This is a genomic window from Microbacterium sp. S308A+, assembly GCF_049800815.1.
GTDB lineage: Bacteria > Actinomycetota > Actinomycetes > Actinomycetales > Microbacteriaceae > Microbacterium.
The window spans coordinates 17,646-35,302 of record NZ_JBNAFT010000005.1 but is presented as its reverse complement, the minus strand read 5'-3'; the positions used below and the strand labels follow the sequence as shown (position 1 = coordinate 35,302).

Annotated in this window: 17 protein-coding genes; 11 read left to right on the top strand and 6 right to left on the bottom strand. The window is 72.9% G+C overall.

What is annotated here, in order from left to right; genetic code table 11:
* Positions 1-129: 129 nt before the first annotated feature.
* Positions 130-606, bottom strand: coding sequence for a nucleoside deaminase (locus ACP15J_RS12605; protein ID WP_424937658.1), 477 nt, complete (start codon positions 604-606; stop codon positions 130-132).
* A gap of 86 nt (positions 607-692) precedes the next feature.
* Here ACP15J_RS12605 and upp point away from each other — a divergent pair, with 86 nt between their 5' ends.
* The 3 genes from upp (at position 693) to ACP15J_RS12590 (ending at position 2,990) form a co-directional block, all read left to right on the top strand.
* Positions 693-1,325 carry a uracil phosphoribosyltransferase gene (gene upp / locus ACP15J_RS12600; RefSeq protein ID WP_424937659.1) on the top strand — a complete coding sequence of 211 codons (633 nt, stop codon included), beginning with the start codon at positions 693-695 and terminating at the stop codon, positions 1,323-1,325.
* Between the two features lie 247 nt (positions 1,326-1,572).
* Positions 1,573-2,178: a LysR substrate-binding domain-containing protein gene (locus tag ACP15J_RS12595; protein WP_424937660.1), complete on the top strand. Its 606-nt coding sequence runs from the start codon at positions 1,573-1,575 to the stop codon at positions 2,176-2,178.
* A gap of 59 nt (positions 2,179-2,237) precedes the next feature.
* Positions 2,238-2,990 (top strand): glutamine amidotransferase-related protein, encoded by a 753-nt coding sequence (locus tag ACP15J_RS12590; protein ID WP_424937661.1) that lies wholly within the window; start codon positions 2,238-2,240, stop codon positions 2,988-2,990.
* Between the two features lie 58 nt (positions 2,991-3,048).
* Here ACP15J_RS12590 and ACP15J_RS12585 read toward each other — a convergent pair whose 3' ends face one another.
* The gene (locus ACP15J_RS12585) at positions 3,049-3,546 is read right to left on the bottom strand and encodes a hypothetical protein (protein ID WP_424937662.1); all 498 of its coding nucleotides are present in this window, start codon (positions 3,544-3,546) and stop codon (positions 3,049-3,051) included.
* Between the two features lie 103 nt (positions 3,547-3,649).
* Between ACP15J_RS12585 and purU the strand changes: the two genes are divergently transcribed.
* Positions 3,650-4,513, top strand: coding sequence for a formyltetrahydrofolate deformylase (gene purU, locus ACP15J_RS12580; protein WP_424937663.1), 864 nt, complete (start codon positions 3,650-3,652; stop codon positions 4,511-4,513).
* 97 nt (positions 4,514-4,610) lie between these two features.
* On the top strand, positions 4,611-5,363 hold the full coding sequence (locus ACP15J_RS12575; protein WP_424937664.1) for an SDR family oxidoreductase: 753 nt from the start codon (positions 4,611-4,613) through the stop codon (positions 5,361-5,363).
* A gap of 48 nt (positions 5,364-5,411) precedes the next feature.
* On the opposite strand, the gene ACP15J_RS12570 is transcribed toward ACP15J_RS12575, so the two are convergent.
* Both ACP15J_RS12570 and ACP15J_RS12565 read right to left on the bottom strand, forming a co-directional pair.
* Positions 5,412-6,449: an NAD(P)H-dependent flavin oxidoreductase gene (locus ACP15J_RS12570; protein ID WP_424937665.1), complete on the bottom strand. Its 1,038-nt coding sequence runs from the start codon at positions 6,447-6,449 to the stop codon at positions 5,412-5,414.
* A gap of 46 nt (positions 6,450-6,495) precedes the next feature.
* The gene (locus ACP15J_RS12565; RefSeq protein ID WP_424937666.1) at positions 6,496-7,470 is read right to left on the bottom strand and encodes an EamA family transporter; all 975 of its coding nucleotides are present in this window, start codon (positions 7,468-7,470) and stop codon (positions 6,496-6,498) included.
* 71 nt (positions 7,471-7,541) lie between these two features.
* On the opposite strand from ACP15J_RS12565, the gene ACP15J_RS12560 reads away from it, so the two are divergent.
* On the top strand, positions 7,542-8,477 hold the full coding sequence (locus ACP15J_RS12560) for a LysR family transcriptional regulator (protein WP_424937667.1): 936 nt from the start codon (positions 7,542-7,544) through the stop codon (positions 8,475-8,477).
* Between the two features lie 35 nt (positions 8,478-8,512).
* Here the strand turns inward: ACP15J_RS12560 and ACP15J_RS12555 are convergent, their stop codons facing one another.
* Complete coding sequence (locus ACP15J_RS12555) at positions 8,513-9,622, bottom strand: alcohol dehydrogenase catalytic domain-containing protein (RefSeq protein ID WP_424937668.1); 1,110 nt, start codon at positions 9,620-9,622, stop codon at positions 8,513-8,515.
* A 518-nt stretch (positions 9,623-10,140) separates the two neighbouring features.
* On the opposite strand from ACP15J_RS12555, the gene ggt reads away from it, so the two are divergent.
* Positions 10,141-12,099 (top strand): gamma-glutamyltransferase, encoded by a 1,959-nt coding sequence (gene ggt, locus ACP15J_RS12550; protein WP_424937669.1) that lies wholly within the window; start codon positions 10,141-10,143, stop codon positions 12,097-12,099.
* An 18-nt stretch (positions 12,100-12,117) separates the two neighbouring features.
* Here the strand turns inward: ggt and ACP15J_RS12545 are convergent, their stop codons facing one another.
* Positions 12,118-13,119, bottom strand: a complete 1,002-nt coding sequence (locus tag ACP15J_RS12545) for a magnesium and cobalt transport protein CorA (RefSeq protein ID WP_424937670.1) — start codon at positions 13,117-13,119, stop codon at positions 12,118-12,120.
* Positions 13,120-13,547: 428 nt separating this feature from the next.
* On the opposite strand from ACP15J_RS12545, the gene ACP15J_RS12540 reads away from it, so the two are divergent.
* Genes ACP15J_RS12540 through ACP15J_RS12525 form a run of 4 tightly spaced genes read left to right on the top strand, consistent with a single transcriptional unit; the run spans position 13,548 to position 17,632 of the window.
* Positions 13,548-14,402: a tryptophan 2,3-dioxygenase gene (locus ACP15J_RS12540; protein ID WP_424937671.1), complete on the top strand. Its 855-nt coding sequence runs from the start codon at positions 13,548-13,550 to the stop codon at positions 14,400-14,402.
* On the top strand, positions 14,399-15,418 hold the full coding sequence (locus ACP15J_RS12535; protein WP_424937672.1) for a hypothetical protein: 1,020 nt from the start codon (positions 14,399-14,401) through the stop codon (positions 15,416-15,418). The genes ACP15J_RS12540 and ACP15J_RS12535 overlap by 4 nt, the downstream gene beginning before the upstream one ends.
* Positions 15,408-16,664, top strand: a complete 1,257-nt coding sequence (locus ACP15J_RS12530) for a kynureninase (RefSeq protein ID WP_424937673.1) — start codon at positions 15,408-15,410, stop codon at positions 16,662-16,664. Before ACP15J_RS12535 ends, ACP15J_RS12530 begins: the two co-directional genes overlap by 11 nt.
* Complete coding sequence (locus tag ACP15J_RS12525; protein ID WP_424937674.1) at positions 16,661-17,632, top strand: PaaX family transcriptional regulator C-terminal domain-containing protein; 972 nt, start codon at positions 16,661-16,663, stop codon at positions 17,630-17,632. Before ACP15J_RS12530 ends, ACP15J_RS12525 begins: the two co-directional genes overlap by 4 nt.
* Positions 17,633-17,657 lie beyond the last annotated feature (25 nt).

The following is a 17,657-nucleotide window of genomic DNA, read 5'->3' as shown; positions in this document are numbered from 1 at the left end:
CGTCCGGGTGGCTGACGGTTCTCCGGCTGACGGACGATCCCGCACGGGGCCGTCAGCCGGCCGGAGAAGACTCAGTCGTTCGTGTCCTGCAACCGCCCGGTGTCCAGCGACAGAGCCGACCGGGAAGGATCAGCGACGGGCGGCGAAGAACGCCTGGAGCAGCGCGACCGACTCGGCCTCGCGGACCCCGCCCACGACCTCGGCGCGATACGGGAGCCGGCGGTCGCGCAGCACGTCGTAGGCGGATCCCGCCGCACCGGCCTTGTCATCCCAGGCACCGAAGATCACACGACCGATCCGGGCCTGCAGCGCCGCGCCCGCGCACATGAGGCACGGCTCGAGCGTGACGACGAGAGTGCAGCCCTCGAGGTTCCACGACCCGCGCGCCGCCGCGGCCGCGCGCAGCGCGACCACCTCGGCGTGCCCGGTCGGGTCCGCCGTCGCCTCGCGGTCGTTGCGTCCCTCGCCGAGCACGCCTCCCTCGGTGTCGAGGACCACTGCGCCGACCGGGATCTCCTGCGCCTCAGCGGCATCTGCGGCGAGGACGAGCGCCCTCGCCATCGCCGCGTCGTGCATGCGGCGGACGGGATCGGGTTCCTCGGACATGGCTCCTCCTCTCCAGGAGCCTATGCTCCCGCCGTCGGAGCCGCGGCGCGCCAGCGGCACGAGGCCGCGCCGACTACCCTGTAACCATGCGTGTGCACGTCGCCGACCATCCTCTCGTCACCCACAAGCTGACGGTGCTGCGCGACGCGCGCACCCCGTCGCCGGTGTTCCGTCAGCTCACCGAGGAGCTCGTGACGCTGCTCGCCTACGAGGCCACCCGGAACGTGCGGGTGTCGCCGATCGAGATCACGACGCCGGTGACGACCACGACGGGCGTGAAGATCTCGGAGCCGCGGCCCATCGTCGTCCCGATCCTCCGCGCCGGGCTCGGCATGCTGGAGGGCCTGGTGAAGCTCCTCCCCACCGCGGAGGTCGGCTTCCTCGGCATGGTGCGCGACGAGGAGACCTTCGAGCCGACCACCTACGCCGAGCGCCTGCCCACCGATCTCGCGGGGCGCCAGTGCTTCGCGATCGACCCGATGCTCGCGACCGGCGGATCCCTCGGCGCGGCCATCCAGTTCCTCTTCGACCGCGGCGCCGACGACGTGACCGCGATCTGCCTCCTGGGCACGCCCGAAGGCGTCGAGACCATCGAGAAGCTCGTCGGCGACCGCAACGTGACCCTCGTCCTGGGCGCGCTCGACGAGCGCCTCGACGAGAAGGGCTACATCGTGCCGGGGCTGGGCGACGCGGGCGACCGCCTCTACGGCACGGTCTGACCCGCTGTCCGCCCGACGATCCGGGAGCGTGAGACACATGGCCAGGAGCGGACGACGCCCCGCGGCCCGCGGCGCGCGACGCAGGCCCTCCGCGCAGGGGAACGCCCCCCGCAAGGGATCTGCGCCGAGAGGGGCAGGGGCGAACGGGGCCAAAGGGGCAGGAAGCACCGCAGCGCGGAACGGCTCGGCACCGCGGCGCGCGTCCGCAGGCGGCGGCTCCGGCGCATCGGGGGCGGACGGCCCACCGGTGACACCGGAGGAGGCGCGCGTCCTCCGGCTGGGCGCGGTGCCCGGCACGACGCCGGGACGATGGATCGACATCTGGAAGCGGCGGATGCCGCATGTCGACCTCGAGCTCGTCCCGCTCCCCTTCGCCGCCCAGCACGCGCCGCTCGCGGAGGGCACGGTCGACCTCGCCCTCGTGCGCGATCCCTTTCCCCGTGACGGCATGCACGCGATCCCGCTGTATGAGGAGGTCCCGGTGGTGATCGCCCCGATCGACTCGCATCTCCTCGCCGCCGACGAGCTCGAGCCCGGCGATCTCGCCGGAGAGGTCCTGCTCCGCACGCGCGAGGACGTCCTCGGCCCGCTGGAGCTGCCGGCCACGCCCGCATCGATCCCGGCTCTGGCGACGGTCGCCGACGCCGTGGAGACGGTCGCCGCGGGCGTGGGGATCCTGGTCGCCCCGATGTCCCTCGCCCGCCTGCACCACCGCAAGGACGTCGGCCACCGCCCTCTTCGCAGCGGCCCTGCCTCGGCGGTGCTGCTCGCCTGGCCCTCAGACCGCACGACGCCGGATGTCGAGGCGTTCATCGGCATCGTCCGCGGCCGCACCGAGAACTCCTCCCGATGACGACGGGTCGGATGACGAAGGCGGAGAGCTCACGGGTCCCCCTCGCCTAGAATCGCGGGATGGCCTCGCTTCTCTATCTCAGCGTGCGCCCCGAGCGCGATGCGGCCACGGCGGAGCACGCCTCTTTCCGGACCGCCCTCGGCGTTCCGGCCGCCCGGCTCGACCGCCTGGACCTCGTGACCGGCGCGCTGCCGGACGACGTCTTCGACCGGTACGACGGGTTCGTGGTCGGCGGATCGCCCTTCAACGTCACCGATGCCGCGAAGTCCGAGACGCAGCGGCGGGTCGAGCGCGACCTCGAACGGATCGCCGAGAACGCGCTGCAGGGCGGTCGTCCCGCGTTCTTCACCTGCTTCGGGATCGGCGTCGTGACCCGACTGCTCGGCGGCGTGGTGACGACGAGCCATCCCGAGCAGACCAGCGCGGCGGAAGTACGCACCACTCCCGAGGCGGCGCAGGATCCGCTCTTCTCCCCCGCCGGTCCTGCGTTCACGGCGTTCACGGCACACAAGGAGGGGTCGGCGCACGTCCCCGCTGACGCCGTGCGGCTCGCGGGGAACGACGCCTGTCCCGTGCAGGCGTATCGCGTCGGCGACCGGCTGTACGCGACGCAGTTCCATCCCGAGCCGTCGCCGCGAGACTTCGCCGACCGGATGACGTTCTACCGCACGACCGGCTACTTCGATCCCCGCGCCTTCATCAGCGTGCAGGAGGCGGTGCTGAGCGCGACCGTCGTCGAGCCCGCCCGGATCCTCGGCCGATTCGCCGACCTCGTGGGCACGGCCGGAGCCGTCGGCGTCCTTCGCCGCTGAGCCCGGTGCGCTTCGCCTCGCGACCGTGGCCCGCCTCGCGCGAGATCCGGGATCCGGCTCACTCCTCCCCACGCAGCAGGGCGAGCCGCTCCCGGAGGTATGCCTCAAGCGGCATGTAGCCGCCCGCGGCCGACCAGCGCACGCAGGGAACACCCTCGCGAAGGGCGAGCGGGCCGGATGATCCACCGCGATCGACGGCCGTGACGTCGATCGCGGTCCAGCCGACATGAACGACGTCTCCGGGGGCGAAGCCGCCGCGCAGGGCTTCCTCCCGTCTCTCCGCCCTCGCTCGCGCCGACGCCGCCGTGTATCCACGGCGGCCGGGATCGGCCGCGCACAGCACCTCCGCCGTCGCGTACGTCGCGTCGTCGGCGAGGAGGAGGACGCCGACGTGCCAGGCCGATCCCGCCCGCACGATCCGCGGTGCACGCCAGCGCGAGGTCCTCTCCCGGCCGAGCCCGTCCCGGGGGACGTCCGCGAGCCTCCGCCGCGCCTCGTCGAGGAGCCAGGCCGCCGAGACGGGCTCGGTCCCCGATCCGGGATCGCTGGTGGTCACGGTCCCAGGCTAACGAGTCGATCCCGCCCCGTGGATTCGCCTCGGAGCGGTCGCCGCGGCAGAATCGACGGACACCCCCTGCGCGAGCCCGTCGAGGAGCACCATGGCCCAGCCCGATACCGCACGTCTGCTGATCGCCTGCGACGATCAGCCCGGCATCGTCGCCGCCGTCGCCGGCGTGCTCGCCGAGCACGGCGCGAACATCATCTCGCTCGACCAGCACTCGACCGACGCGGCCGGCGGACGCTTCTTCCAGCGGACGGTGATCCACCTCGACGGCCTCGCCGCCGCACGGCCCGCGCTGGAGGCGTCGCTCGCGCTGGTCGCCGAGCGTTTCGGCATGGAGTGGTCGCTGCACGACGCCGCACGCCGCAAGCGCGTGGCGATCTTCGTCTCGAAGTACGACCACTGCCTCATGGAGCTGCTCTGGCGCACGCAGCGCGGGCAGCTGGACGTGGACGTGTCGATGGTCGTCTCCAACCACCCCGACCTCGCCGAGGCCGTGCGCACCTTCGGCGTCCCGTTCGTGCACATCCCCTCCGGCTCCGGCCCCGAGGCGAAGGCCGAGATGGAGCGCCGGCAGCTGGAGCTGCTGCAGGGCAACGTCGACCTCGTCGTGCTCGCCCGGTACATGCAGATCCTCACCGACGACTTCATCGAGCGGCTGGGAGCGCCGGTGATCAACATCCACCACTCGTTCCTCCCTGCCTTCATCGGCGCCAACCCGTACGCCCGCGCCAAGGAACGCGGGGTCAAGCTCATCGGCGCCACCGCGCACTACGCCACCGCCGACCTCGACGAGGGGCCGATCATCGAGCAGGACGTCACCCGCGTGACCCATGCCGAGTCCGCGGCCGAGCTGCAGCGGCGCGGCGCCGACGTGGAACGCCTGGTCCTGGCCAGGGCCGTGCAATGGCACGCGGAGGACCGGGTGATCGTGCACGGCCGTTCGACGGTCATCCTCTGATCTTTCCGGTCAGCCCTCCTCCGCCCGCGCCGGGGCACTCGGTATCGTCGGACCCGCTGCAGATCGCAGACCGTCTCGCCGGGGAAGGGAAGAACGCATGAGGATCATCGTCCCCGGAGGAACAGGCCTCGTCGGACGCCATGTCGTCTCGGCCGCCGCCGAGCGCGGCCACGACGTCGTCCCCCTCTCCCGGCGCAGCGGCGCCGACGTGCTCACAGGCGCCGGCCTGGACGCCGCACTGGCCGGCGCGGACGCCGTGATCGACGTCACGAACATCACCACGCTGTCCGCGAAGAAGAGCACCGCGTTCTTCACGACCGCGACCGCGAACCTGCTGGCTGCCGAGGCCGCGGCCGGCGTCGGCCATCACGTCGCGCTGTCGATCGTGGGCATCGACGGCATCGACGCCCTGTACTACGCGGGCAAGCTCGCTCAGGAGCGGGCGGTCGCCGCCGGGAGCGTCCCGTTCACGATCGCGCGAGCCACGCAGTTCCACGAGTTCGCCGGGCAGCTGCTCGCCGCGATGGCGGGGCCGGTCGCCGTCCTTCCCCGCACCCTCATGCGCCCGGTCGCCGCGCGGGAGGTGGGTGCGCACCTGGTGTCCGTCGCCGAGGGCGGGCCGGTGCGCCGCGCACCCGACCTCGTCGGTCCTCGCGACGAGGCGCTCATCGACCTCGCCCGTCGCCAGCTCGCCTTCGACGGGGTCCGTCGCCGGGTCCTCGGCCTGCGCCTTCCCGGCGCGTACGGCAAAGGCCTCGCGTCCGGAGCGCTGCGGGGAGGCCCGGAGGCCGTCCAGGGGGCGATCACGTTCGATGAGTGGCTGCGCGGCCCCGACCATGTGCGCGGCTGAGCCCCGGATCCCGCCGTCCCTGCCTCGCAGACGTCCTGCCCGGGAAGCTCAGGGCAGGCCGGCGGAGAGCTCCGCGAACACCTCCGCCGCGGTGTCTCCCCGCCCCAGCGCCGCCGCCTGGCCGAGCCAGAGCGACTGCAGATCGCCCCGGCCCTGGGCTCCCGCCGGCGTGCGGAAGCGCCCGGTGAGCCAGTTCTGCGCGGGGAACGGGGCGATGGCCCCCGCGGCCTCGATCTCGGCGACCGCGCGGTTGCGGAGGCCACGGGCGAGGCGGCCGCTCATCGCCCGTGTGAGCACGCTGTCCTCGGCTGCGGCGGAGCGGATCGCAGCGCGATGCGCGGCGGTCGCGGCCGATTCCCGCGTCGCGAGGAACGCCGTCCCGACCTGCACCGCCGAGGCGCCGAGCGCGAAGGCGGCGGCCACCCCGCGGCGGTCCGCGATCCCGCCGGCCGCGATCACGGGGACCGACACGGCGTCCACGACCTGGGGAACGAGGGCGAAGGTCCCCACGAGCGACTCCTCCGCCGGCTTCAGGAAGGAGACCCGATGCCCGGCCGCCTCGGCGCCGGTCGCGACGATCGCGTCGACGCCGGCCGCATCCAGGGCGGAGGCCTCGGCCACGGTCGTCGCCGTCCCCACGATCCGGACACCACGACGATGGGCCTCGGCCACGAGAGCCGCCGACGGCACCCCGAAGACGGTGCTGAGGACGGCGGGAGCGACGTCCCACACCGCGTCCAGCTGCTCCGCCAGCGGCGGGACGTAGCGCTCCGGCCGCGACGGAGCGCCCACGCCGACCTCGGCGAACAGCGGCGCGAGGGCCTGGGCGTGGCGGTCGTGCTCCGGACCTGGCTCGACCTCGTCCCCCGTCGGCAGCCAGATGTTCAGCCCGAACGGCCGGTCGGTGGCCGAATGCAGCTCCTCGCCGACACGGCTGATCCGCTCGCCGTCATAGCCGTAGAGGCCGAAGGAGCCCAGGCCGCCCGCCTCGCTGACCGCCGCGGTCAGCGCGACGGAGGAGAGCCCGCCGAAGGGGCCGAGGACGAGGGGGACGTCGATGCCGAGCAGATCCGTGAACGCGCTCATGTCCTCGAGGCTACGCGCGATCGTCGCCCTCGGCTCCGCGGTCGTCTCAGTTCGGCACGACCGGGAGCGACCCCGTGAGCGGCGGCACCTCCGCCCCGTTCTCCGTCCCTCTCCTCGCACCGACGCCGGTCTCGGCCGGGCGCTCGTCCGCCTTCCTCCGCCCTCGGATCGCCAGGGTGGTCCCGACGCTCGCGGCGACGACCAGCACCACGGCCACGACCCGCAGCGGCGTCACCTGCTGCCCCAGCAGCAGGAAGCCGGCGAGGGTCGCGAAGGCCGGCTCGAGGCTGAGGAGGATCCCGAAGACCCGCTGCGGGATCCTCCTCAGCGCCGCCAGCTCGAACGTGTACGGGATGACCGAGGACAGGAGCGCAGTCAGCGCGGCGAACAGGAGCAGCGAGGGATCTCCGGCGACGGTGATCGCTGCTGGCACCCCGAACGGCAGCAGAAGGACCGAGGCCACGACGAGCGCCATCGCGAGCCCGCCGTTGCCCGGGATGACCGCGCCGACCCTGGCGCTCATCCGGATGTACAGCGCCCAGAAGACCGCCGCGACCAGCACGAGCGCGACGCCGAGCGGATCCAGCGGCTCGGCTCCGACGATCCCGTCGATGCCGAGCAGGGCCATCCCGACCACCGCGACCCCGACCCAGATCGCATCGACGGCCCGGCGGGTGAGCACCGCAGCGAGCACAAGCGGACCGAGGAACTCGATCGCCACCGCCGACCCCAGCGGGATGCGGTCGATGGCCGCGTAGAAGAAGCCGTTCATGCACGCGAGGGAGATCCCGAACAGCACCGCGGCGCCCCATTGCCGTCGGTCCCACCGATGCATCGCAGGCCGCACCGCGAGCATCACGACGACCGCGGCGATCGTGACGCGCAGCGCCGTCACTCCCCAAGGCCCGAGCGCGGGGAACAGCTGCGCGGCGACCGCGGCGCCGAACGGCAGCGACAGGCACGATCCGATCACCAGCGCGATGCCCGTAGCGGGCCGGGAAGAAACGGGGGCGGGGTTCACCGTTCCATCCTGGGCCCTTGCTAAGATTCAGTCCAGCGACTCTTTCTTACCCGAAAGCATAAGGAAAGCTGATGCTTAGTCTGCCCCGGCTTCGTCTGCTCAGCGAGCTGCACCGCCGGGGCACGATCGCCGCGACGGCGAAGGCGCTCGCCTACACGCCGTCCGCCGTCTCGCAGCAGCTCGCCCAGCTGGAGCGGGAGACGAGCGTGCCCCTGCTCGAACGCGTCGGACGCGGGGTCAGGCTGACACCGGACGCGGTGACCCTCGTCGCCCATGCCGACGCCGTGTTCGCCCGCCTGGAACAGGCCGAGGCCGACCTCGCCACGGCACAGCCCGAGCTGCGGGGCACCCTGCGGGTGGCGTCTTTCCAGAGCGTCGTGCTCGCGCTCGCTCCCGCGGCGCTGCGCCTGCTCGGGGAACGGCATCCGCAGCTCCGCGTGGACATCACACAGCGTGAGGTCGTCCCCGCCTACGAGGGGCTCCTCTCCTACGACTTCGATCTGATCCTCGGCGAGGAGTACCCTGGGCTCGTCGGGAAGGCGCCCGACGGGGTGGACCGCGCCGACCTGCTGGCCGACCCCCTCTGCCTCGTCCTTCCGGCCACCGGACCGTATGCGACCCGCCCCCACCGTCTCGCCGACCTCGCCGACACACCCTGGGCCCTCGACCCCGCCGACACCCCGACCGGCCAGTGGGCGCGCACGATCTGCCGGCGGGCCGGGTTCGAGCCCAGGGTGCAGTTCGACAGCCCCGATCCGCTGCTGCACGCGCATCTCGCGCGCTCGGGGCTCGCCGCGGCGGTCGTCCCCGCTCTGCTCGCGGCCGAGCACCTCGCGGGGACGCGTCTGGTGAGTCTCCCCGGCGACCCGCACCGCATGCTCTACACCGCAGTCCGCGCCGGACGGGCCGCGCATCCCGCGGTGCGCGCGTTTCGCGAGGCGCTGGCCGACGCCCTCGCCGCCCAGAAGCCTGCCTCCCCTTCCTGGGCGGTGGTGCTCGACGGCTGACACCCCTGGTCGACCGCGCTCGGCGCCGCGCCCGGTCAGCGCGGCGCCACCCCGATGCGAAGCGGAGCGTCAGGCCCGGCGGCCTCGGCCAGCGCCTCGTCGACGGCGGCCAGGGGACGGATCGCGCCGACGAGATCGGCGAACGGATAGGCACGCCCGCGGCCGGCCATGAACGCCACGGCCGCGGCCAGCTCCTCCTCGGTGTAACCCTGCACGCCGGTCACCGTGAGAAACCGGCTGACGACGCGCTCGGCGTCCAGGAGGGCGGCGCCGTCGGCGACGACGTCCCCCACCAGCACCACGGCCGCGCCGACGTCGGCGGCGTCGAGTGCGGCCGCGACGGCGCGTCCCGACGACGCGATCACCACGTCGGCCGCACCGTCCGCGACCGCGTCGGGCGGCGCCGTGGTCAGCCCGAACCGGGCCGCGGTCGTGCGGCGAGCGGGGTCCGACTCGACCATGAGCACGGTCGCGCCGTCCTCCGCCGCGATGACCGCCGCCGTGAGGCCGACGAGGCCCGCGCCGAACACGACCACCCGCGCGCCGCCGAGCGCGTGCTCTCGCGCGCCACGGGCGACGGCCGCCCACGCCATGGCCGTCGCGCAGGGCACAGGGGCGAGCACGGCCGCCGCCATCGCCTCGGGGACGCGGACGACTGCGGTCCGTCCGCGCAGGTGCACGTGCCCGGCGAAGCCCCCGGTCAGCTCCCAGCGCGGCTCGACCCTGGCGCGGCCGTACCCCGCCGGCCGTCGGCAGGTCTGCGCCCGGCCCGATGCGCATCGGTCGCACGCGCCGCACGGGACCGCGGCAGCCCACACGATCCGATCGCCCACCTGCAACGCGCTCCCGTCGATGGCGGGGACCCCGGCCTCGCCGACCGCGATCACGCGCCCCACGCTCTCGTGCCCGAGCACGAGCGGGGCGGGAGCGGACCGGTGCCCTTGCACGACGCGGACGTCGTCTCCGCAGATCGTGGTGAGCTCGACGGCGACGAGCAGGTCGTCCGGTGCGAGCGCGACCCCCGGGACAGCCATCTCCTGATGCCGCTGGCCGACGCCGGTCCACACCATCGCGATCGCCGCAGGACGCAGCGCGACGTCCTGGCGATGAACCGGCTCGCCGCCGGGCGCGATCATCGTCCGCATGTCAGAGCCCTCGCCTGATCGACGACGCTCCGAGACCGGGCGATCTCCGCCGTACGCGGTCGTCGGCGCCGGCCAGGGCGGGAAGAGCGCAGAGATCCATGGAGGCCTTTCCGAGGGGACGATCCCTCAGGAACCCTCTCAAACGCGCGGTCCGAGGTGTGCGCTCGACTCGGGCAGTTCGCCCACTGTTCACCTTCCGCACCCGCCCGATTCCTCTCCCCTCGGGCCGCCTCGACTCCCCTGCGGGCCGCCTCGGCACTCGGCCTGAGGCGGCCCGCCCGGCCCCGCCTCGTTCCGCGGCATCCCTCGCGAGGAACGCGCACCGTGACGGAGACCGGCCTCCTCCTCTGCGTCCGCCCCGAGCGGGCCACCCGCTCGGGAGCGCGGAATCCCGGGACCGCGCGGCAACGGTTTGGTCACGGTCCGACATGAGCCAGGACCACGATGAGGCGATGAGTCAGCATGGCCGCGGCTGGACCCGGATTCGACGAACACCACCGCAGAGGGAGAAAACATCCATGGCCTTCCGTTCCGCTCGCCCGCTGGTCGCCGCCGGTGTGGCCGTCCTGGCTCTGCCCGCCCTCCTCGTCGGCTGCACGGGCGGAACGGACGACTCGACGCCGCCGACCGCGGGCGCCGGGTCGTGCGCCGTGCCGTCCGAGATCGGGACGGCAGCCCCCTCCGCGCCCGCCTCCAGTGACGCCGACGCCTCGACCGCCCCCGAGCAGTCCTCCGGTTATCGCTCCGGCATAAGGGCGGCCGCTGTGCAGGACTATGTCGCCGTCACGGCGAACCCCGTGGCGAGCGCGACGGCATGCCAGGTCCTTCAGGACGGCGGCACCGCGGCCGATGCCCTCGTCGCGGCGCAGATGGTGCTCGGCCTCGTCGAGCCGCAGTCCTCGGGGATCGGCGGAGGGGCCTTCGCCCTCTACTACGACGCCGCGAGCGGAGCCGTCACCGCCTATGACGGACGGGAGACGGCGCCCGCCGCCGCGACAGAGAACGATCTCCGCTGGATCGCCGACACCGCGCAGCAGGAGCCGCTCCCGTCTGCCCGCGCCTCGGGACGCGCGATCGGCGTGCCGGGGACGCTGCGGCTCCTGGAGGCGGTGCACGGCGCGTACGGGAAGAAGCCCTGGGCCGAGGGCTTCTCTCCCGCGATCGGGCTGGCCGAGGACGGATTCCGGATCAGCCCCCGTCTGGCCGGCGCCATCGACGCGGAGCGTCAGAGCGTCCTCCTCGACGCGGAGATGAGCCGCTACCTCCTCACCGAGGACGGGGAACCCCAGCCCGCCGGCACGCTGCTGAAGAACCCCGCCTACGCCGCGACGCTGTCGGCGATCGCGAAGGAGGGCGCAGATGCGTTCTACACCGGCGACATCGCGCAGAGCATCGTCGACAGCGTCACCGCGCCGTCGGGCGAGCGCACGCCGGGAAAGATGACGCTCGACGATCTCGCCTCCTACCGGGCCGTCGAACGCGATCCGCTCTGCGAACGGTACCGGGATCGCGGGCTCTGCAGCATGCCGCCGCCCTCGTCCGGCGGCATCGCCGTCGCGCAGACGCTGGGGATCCTGGCGTCCTTCGACCTCTCGGATCTCGGTCCCGCCGACAAGACGACGGACGGCGGCATCCCCCGTTCGCAGGCGATCCACCTCGTCAGCGAGGCCGAGCGTCTCGCCTACGCCGACCGCAACGCCTACGTCGCCGACCCCGACTTCGTGCCGCTTCCCGGCGGCTCGTCCGACGCGCTCCTGGCTCCGTCCTACCTCTCCTCGCGCGCCGCCCTCATCGACCGGGAACACTCGATGGGCACGGCCCGGCCCGGTGACTTCCCCGGGATCGGCGGGAACGCGGACACGCCGGAGCACGGCACGAGCCACATCACCGTGGCCGACCGCTTCGGCAACGTCGCCGCGATGACCACGACGATCGAGTCCGCCTTCGGCAGCTACCACATGACCGACACCGGCATCATCCTCAACAACGAGCTGACCGACTTCTCCGCGACGCCGACGGACGAGGCAGGCACTCCCGTGGCCAACCGGCTGGAGGGCGGGAAGCGCCCGCGCAGCTCGATGTCGCCGACCCTGCTCTTCGATCTCACCGCGGACGGCGCGCGCGATCGGGTGATCGGGGCGGTCGGCTCCCCCGGCGGCTCCGTGATCATCCAGTACGTGGTGAAGGCGATCGTCGGGATGACCGACTGGGGGATGGACCCGCAGCAGGCCATCTCGATGGTGAACTTCGGCGCCGGGAACACGCCCACCACCGGCGTCGGGGGCGAGCATCCGCTCGTCGCCGGCCCGGCGGGGCAGGCGGTGATCGCCGAGCTCATCGCGAGAGGCCACACCGTCTCGACGACCGCCCAGACCTCGGGTGCCTCTGCGATCATCCGCTCGGGCGACTCCGGATGGCTCGGGGGCGCCGACCCCCGTCGCGAAGGGGTCGTCCTCGGCGGGTCCCCTTCGCGCTGAGCGTGCGACGCGTCGGGCTCAGAGCCACTTCTTGTACTTGAAGATCCCGAACAGCCCGACGGCGAAGCCGAGCATCGCCAGAAGCGCGGCCGGGTAGCCGAAGGGCAGATGCAGTTCGGGCATGTCGTCGAAGTTCATCCCGTAGATCGTGCCCACCAGCGTGGGCGCGAAGATGATCGCCGCCCACGACGAGATCTTCTTGATCTCGTCGTTCTGCGCGAGGCTCGCATCCGCCTGCCGCCGCGCGACGAGCGCCGACTGCACGGTCAGCGCGTTCTCCAGGATCGCGCGGAACGAGACGACGCGCTCGTCGATGCGCAGGACGTGGTCGAGCACGTCGCGCAGGGAGCGCCGGAGCTCGACGTCCACGTTGTACTTCTCCGACCCCCGCCGCAGCGACTCCAGCATCGCGGCGAGGGGGTGCACGGCGCGCTGCAGGTCGATGACCTCTCGGGAGAGGGTGTAGATGCGACGCGAGAGCGCGTCGTCGTCGCTGTCGCCGAAGAGCTGGTCCTCGATCTCGTCGATGTCGTTCTCGAGGCCGGCCACGACCGGCTCGTACTCGTCCACGACCTCGTCCAGGATCGCGTAGAGCACCGCCTCCGGCCCCATCGCCAGCAGCTCGGGGTTCGCCTCCATCCGCCGGCGCACGGCCGCCAGGTCCGGCGACTCCGCGTGACGGATCGTGACCACGAAGTCGGGCCCGACGAAGAGGTGGAGCTCGCCGATCTCGACATGCTCCTGCTCGTCGCGGTAGCGTGCCGGCCGCAGCACGGCGAAGAGCGTGTCGCCGTAGCGCTCCAGCTTCGAGCGCTGGTGCCCGCTCAATGCGTCCTCCACGGCGAGCGGATGCAGGCCGAACTCCTCGGCGACCGAGGTGATCTCCTCACGGCTCGGCCGATACAGGCCAATCCAGGCGAGCCCGGCATGGGCGTCCATGATGCGGTAGGTGTCGTCCAGGTTCACGGGCGCGTCCACCCGGCGGCCGGCGACGTACACGCCGTTGTCGATAAGGGCCATCTCTTCGATCCGTCCTCGCGCGCGCGACCGTCCGGCCGCGCGATATCCGTTCTCGTCCAGGGAGGGCGCCACCGGGCCGGAAACGACGGATCGTCTTCGCACGTCGAGGAGATCCCTCGGTGCAGGCTACGCGCGGGGCGACTCCCCGGGCGCGGCAGGACGGCGTCGCAGCACGGCGGCGCCGGTACTATCACCTGCCATCGCGCTCACCGCCTCTGCGTCCGCGCCCCTCAGGGCGTGCTGGGTGTCGGCTCGGGGAGCCGGATCGGAAGGGCGCGGCACGGGTGGCATCGCCCGGCCACGAGTCTACCCCCGCCCGCCGCTCCGAACCTGTCCGCGACCTGAGGTATATCTCACTATCGTGACGACCGCCATGGTTGAGATATGTTCGAGGCACCGCCACGACACCGCGACGACGAGGAGGACGGATGGCCGCGCACGGGAACGAGCGCTCGCTCGAGGAGGGGATCGTCACCGACCTCCGCGATCGGATGACCTACAGCTCCTACCTCGAGCTCGACCGCCTGCTGTCGGCGCAGCATCCGGTGAGCGTCCCCGAGCACCACGACGAGCTGCTGTTCATCATCCAGCACCAGACGACGGAGCTTTGGCTCAAGCTCGTGCTGCACGAGCTCGGCACCGCACGGAGCCGTCTCGCGGAGGACGACCTGCGTGCGGCGCTCAAGCACATCGCCCGCGTCAAGCACATCCAGGAGGTGCTGACCCAGCAGTGGTCGGTCCTGGCGACGCTCACCCCCACCGAGTACGCGCAGTTCCGCGGAGCGCTCGGCAACTCCTCGGGATTCCAGTCCGTGCAGTACCGAGCGGTGGAGTTCGCGCTCGGCAACAAGAACGAGCGGATGCTGGGCGTGTTCCGCGCACAGCCCGACGACCTCGCCCTCTTGACCGCCGAGTGGGAGCGCCCGACGCTCTATGACGAGTTCCTGCGCCTCGTCGCACGACGTGATCTTCCCGTGCCGGCAGAGATCCTCGACCGCGACGTGCGCGAGCCCTATCGGATGCACGAGGGCCTCGTCCCCGTGCTCCGCGAGGTGTACGAGGACCCGCATCGGCACTGGGAGCTGTACGAGGCGTGCGAGGAGCTCGTCGACGTCGAGGACAACTTCCAGCTCTGGCGCTTCCGCCATCTGCGCACGGTGACCAGGACCATCGGCCGCAAGACCGGCACCGGCGGGTCCAGCGGCGTCGACTTCCTCCAGCGTGCGCTCGACCTCACCTTCTTCCCCGAGCTGTACGCCGTGCGCACGGAGATCGGACAGTGACCGGCGCCCCGACACGCGAGGCCGTGCACGGCGCCGGCCCGGCGTGCACCGCCGTGGCCGTCTCGTTCTTCGACGGGGAGCGGATCCGCGACGGCCAGCTGGTCCGGCGGAACGACGGCGCACTCCGGCTCGACCCCCTGCCCGCCCCTTCCGGCACCCCGCGGGTCGACGGCGTGGTCTTGGGCTTGCCGACCGACCATCACGTGCACCTCGAGCTCGTCGACGCCGCGGCGCTGGAGGGGAGCCGGCTCGGCCATGTCATCGACCTCGGCGCTGCCCCGGATCGGATCCGGGCGCTCGCCGCCGGTCGCGACGTCTCCTACGCCGGTGCCTTCCTCACCCCGCCCGGCGGATATCCGAGCGACCGCGCCTGGGCGCCCCCAGGATCCGTGCGCGAGATCGCGGACGCGGAGGCCGCGGCAGCCGCCGTCGCCGAGATGGCCGCCGCGGGCGCCTCGGCGATCAAGGTCGCCGCCAACAGCACCGCCGGCCCAGTGTTCGACGACGAGCTCCTGCGGACGATCGTCCGCCTCGCCCACGCCGCGGGCCTCCCGGCGATCGTGCACGCCGAGGGCAGGGGCGAGGCCATGCGCGCGGTCCGCGCCGGAGCGGACCTGCTGGCCCATGCGCCGTTCTCGGAACGGCTCTCGGACGAGGAGATCGCCGTGCACGCGACGCAGATCGAATGGATCTCCACCCTCGCGGTCCACGAGGGCGAGGCGCGCCGCGCCGCTCTCGACAACGTCCGTCGCTTCCACGCCGCCGGCGGATCGGTGCGTTACGGGACCGACATGGGCAACGGGGACATCCCGGTCGACCTCAGCACCCAGGAGCTCGACGCCCTGAGTGAAGCCGGCGTGGAGGGCACAGCGCTGCTGCGCACGCTCGCTCCCGCCGACCCTCTCGCCGCCGACGCCGTGCTCCTGCTCGCGCCAGGAGGCGATCCCGCCCGCGCACGACGCCTGAGCCGCACCGACACCGACGCCGACACCGAAGGAGCCCCCGATGACCTCTGACGCCCCGGCCACTGTCCCGGCCCTCGCCTCCGCCGAGACACTGCGCGACGAGGCCCGGCGCCTCGACGCCGCCGATCCGCTCGCCCGCCATCTGTCCGCGTTCGCCGAGGCGCCGGGCGTCGAGGCCTACCTTGACGGAAACTCCCTCGGCCGTCCGCTCGCCACGATGCCGGAGCGGATCGCGGCGTTCGTGCGCGAGGACTGGGGGACGCGGCTCATCCGTTCCTGGGACGAGCAGTGGATGGATCTGCCGATGCGCCTGGGCGACCGCATCGGCGCGGTGACGCTCGGCGCCGCCGCCGGGCAGACGATCGTCGCCGACTCGACGAGCGTGCTGCTGTACAAGCTCATCCGCGCGGCCCTCGCGCACGATCCGGCCCGCACCGAGATCGTGATCGAGACGGGCAACTTCCCCACCGACCGGTTCATCGCCGACGGCGCGGCGGCCGAGGCCGGCGCCACGGTGCGGCGGGTCGAGCCCGATCCCGTCCACGGCGTCACCGCCGACGACCTGCGCGACGTGCTGAGCGAACGCACGGCGCTCGTCGTGCTCAGTCACGTCGACTACCGCTCCGGCGCGCTCGCGGACATGGCCCGGATCACCGCCACGGCGCACGCCGCCGGCGCCCTGGTGCTCTGGGACCTCTGCCACTCGGTCGGCGTCGTCCCGCTCGCCCTGGACGCCTGCGGAGCGGACCTCGCGGTGGGCTGCACGTACAAGTACCTCAACGGAGGGCCGGGATCCCCCGCCTTCGGCTACGTCCGCGCGGGGCTCCAGGCGACGCTCCGCCAGCCGATCCAGGGATGGTGGAGCGCCGCCGACGTCTTCGCAATGGGCCCGGAGTACGCGCCGGCCGCCGGGATCCGTCAACTGCTCAGCGGCACCCCGCCCGTGCTGTCGATGCTGGCGATGCAGGGCATGCTCGACCTCATCGCCGACGCCGGGATCGAGGCCGTCCGCAGGAAGTCCGTCTCGCTCACCGGCTTCGTCGTGCGGGCGTACGATGCTCTCCTCGCCCCGCTCGGCGTGCGGCTGCTGACCCCGCGCGACGCGGAGCGCCGGGGAGGCCACGTGACGATCGGCCATCCGGACTTCCGCGCGGTCACCGCACGGCTCTGGGCCGACGGCGTGATCCCCGACTTCCGATTCCCGGACGGGATCCGCCTCGGGCTCTCGCCGCTCAGCACCTCGCACGACGAGACGCTGCGCGGGATCCTCGCCGTCCGCGACGCGCTCGCCGCATGAGCACGGCCCCTGTCGACGTCGCCACGGCCGTGAGACTCGCCTCCGCCGCGCCGCTCACGTCGCCCGACACGCTGCCGACACCGTCCGACGCCCTCCTGGACGACATCGATGCGCGCCCCGGCAGCGCCGTCTCGACCCTGCGCACCCTCGTCGGCCTGTATCTCCGCAGGCTCGGCGGCTGGTCCTCCACGGCGACCCTCGTCCGGCTGATGGCGGACACCGGAGTCCCCGCCACCCGGACGCGCACCGCCCTCGCCCGCGTGAAGCAGCACGGGCTCCTCCGCGCCGAGCAACGGCAGGGCACCGGGTACGCGCTCGTCCCCTCCGCCCTCCCGATGCTCGCACGAGGCGACCGACGGATCTTCGCCGTCAGGCAGATGCGGCTGGAAGAGGGCTGGTGCCTCATCTCCTTCTCCGTCCCGGAGAGCCGGCGCGACCTGCGCCATCAGCTCCGCCGCAGACTGCGCTGGATCGGATGCGGGATGGTCTCCCCCGCGCTGTGGATCTGCCCCGACCATCTCGGCGACGAGGCGCAGTCGATCGTGGACCAGCTCGGCGCGCGCCCGTTCACGGCCCTCTTCCGCCGCGCCGCGATGGACGCCGACCTTCCCGCCGCCGTGCGATCGTGGTGGGATCTCGACGCGCTCCGCCAGGAGCACGAGAGGTTCCAGGCGGCGATCGCGCCGATCCTCGCCCGCTCGCAGACGGAGCCGTCTCGCGGTGCCTCCTCCCTGCCCTCCGAGGCCGCAGGGGCCACCGGCCCGGAGGTCGTCGGGGACGCCCGCGCGTTCGCGGACTACGTGCGCCTCATCGACGCCTGGCGCGTGCTGCCGTACGTCGATCCGGGGCTGCCTTCCTCGCTCCTGCCCGAGGACTGGCCGGGCGGACGCAGCGTCACGGACTTCGCCGCGCTCTCCGCCCGCCTCGCAGGCCCGGCCTGGCGCCACGTGCGCGCCGTCGCCGGCTGAGACCTCCGTCCGGCCGCTCGCTCCC

Bases quoted from the DNA above. Each gene is read 5' to 3' on its own strand.
- ACP15J_RS12605 (WP_424937658.1), bottom strand. From the start codon at position 606: ATGTCCGAGGAACCCGATCCCGTCCGCCGCATGCACGACGCGGCGATG.
- upp (WP_424937659.1), top strand. From the start codon at position 693: ATGCGTGTGCACGTCGCCGACCATCCTCTCGTCACCCACAAGCTGACG.
- ACP15J_RS12590 (WP_424937661.1), top strand. From the start codon at position 2,238: ATGGCCTCGCTTCTCTATCTCAGCGTGCGCCCCGAGCGCGATGCGGCC.
- purU (WP_424937663.1), top strand. From the start codon at position 3,650: ATGGCCCAGCCCGATACCGCACGTCTGCTGATCGCCTGCGACGATCAG.
- ACP15J_RS12575 (WP_424937664.1), top strand. From the start codon at position 4,611: ATGAGGATCATCGTCCCCGGAGGAACAGGCCTCGTCGGACGCCATGTC.
- ACP15J_RS12570 (WP_424937665.1), bottom strand. From the start codon at position 6,449: ATGAGCGCGTTCACGGATCTGCTCGGCATCGACGTCCCCCTCGTCCTC.
- ACP15J_RS12560 (WP_424937667.1), top strand. From the start codon at position 7,542: ATGCTTAGTCTGCCCCGGCTTCGTCTGCTCAGCGAGCTGCACCGCCGG.
- ACP15J_RS12555 (WP_424937668.1), bottom strand. From the start codon at position 9,622: ATGCGGACGATGATCGCGCCCGGCGGCGAGCCGGTTCATCGCCAGGAC.
- ggt (WP_424937669.1), top strand. From the start codon at position 10,141: ATGGCCTTCCGTTCCGCTCGCCCGCTGGTCGCCGCCGGTGTGGCCGTC.
- ACP15J_RS12545 (WP_424937670.1), bottom strand. From the start codon at position 13,119: ATGGCCCTTATCGACAACGGCGTGTACGTCGCCGGCCGCCGGGTGGAC.
- ACP15J_RS12540 (WP_424937671.1), top strand. From the start codon at position 13,548: ATGGCCGCGCACGGGAACGAGCGCTCGCTCGAGGAGGGGATCGTCACC.
- ACP15J_RS12530 (WP_424937673.1), top strand. From the start codon at position 15,408: ATGACCTCTGACGCCCCGGCCACTGTCCCGGCCCTCGCCTCCGCCGAG.
- ACP15J_RS12525 (WP_424937674.1), top strand. From the start codon at position 16,661: ATGAGCACGGCCCCTGTCGACGTCGCCACGGCCGTGAGACTCGCCTCC.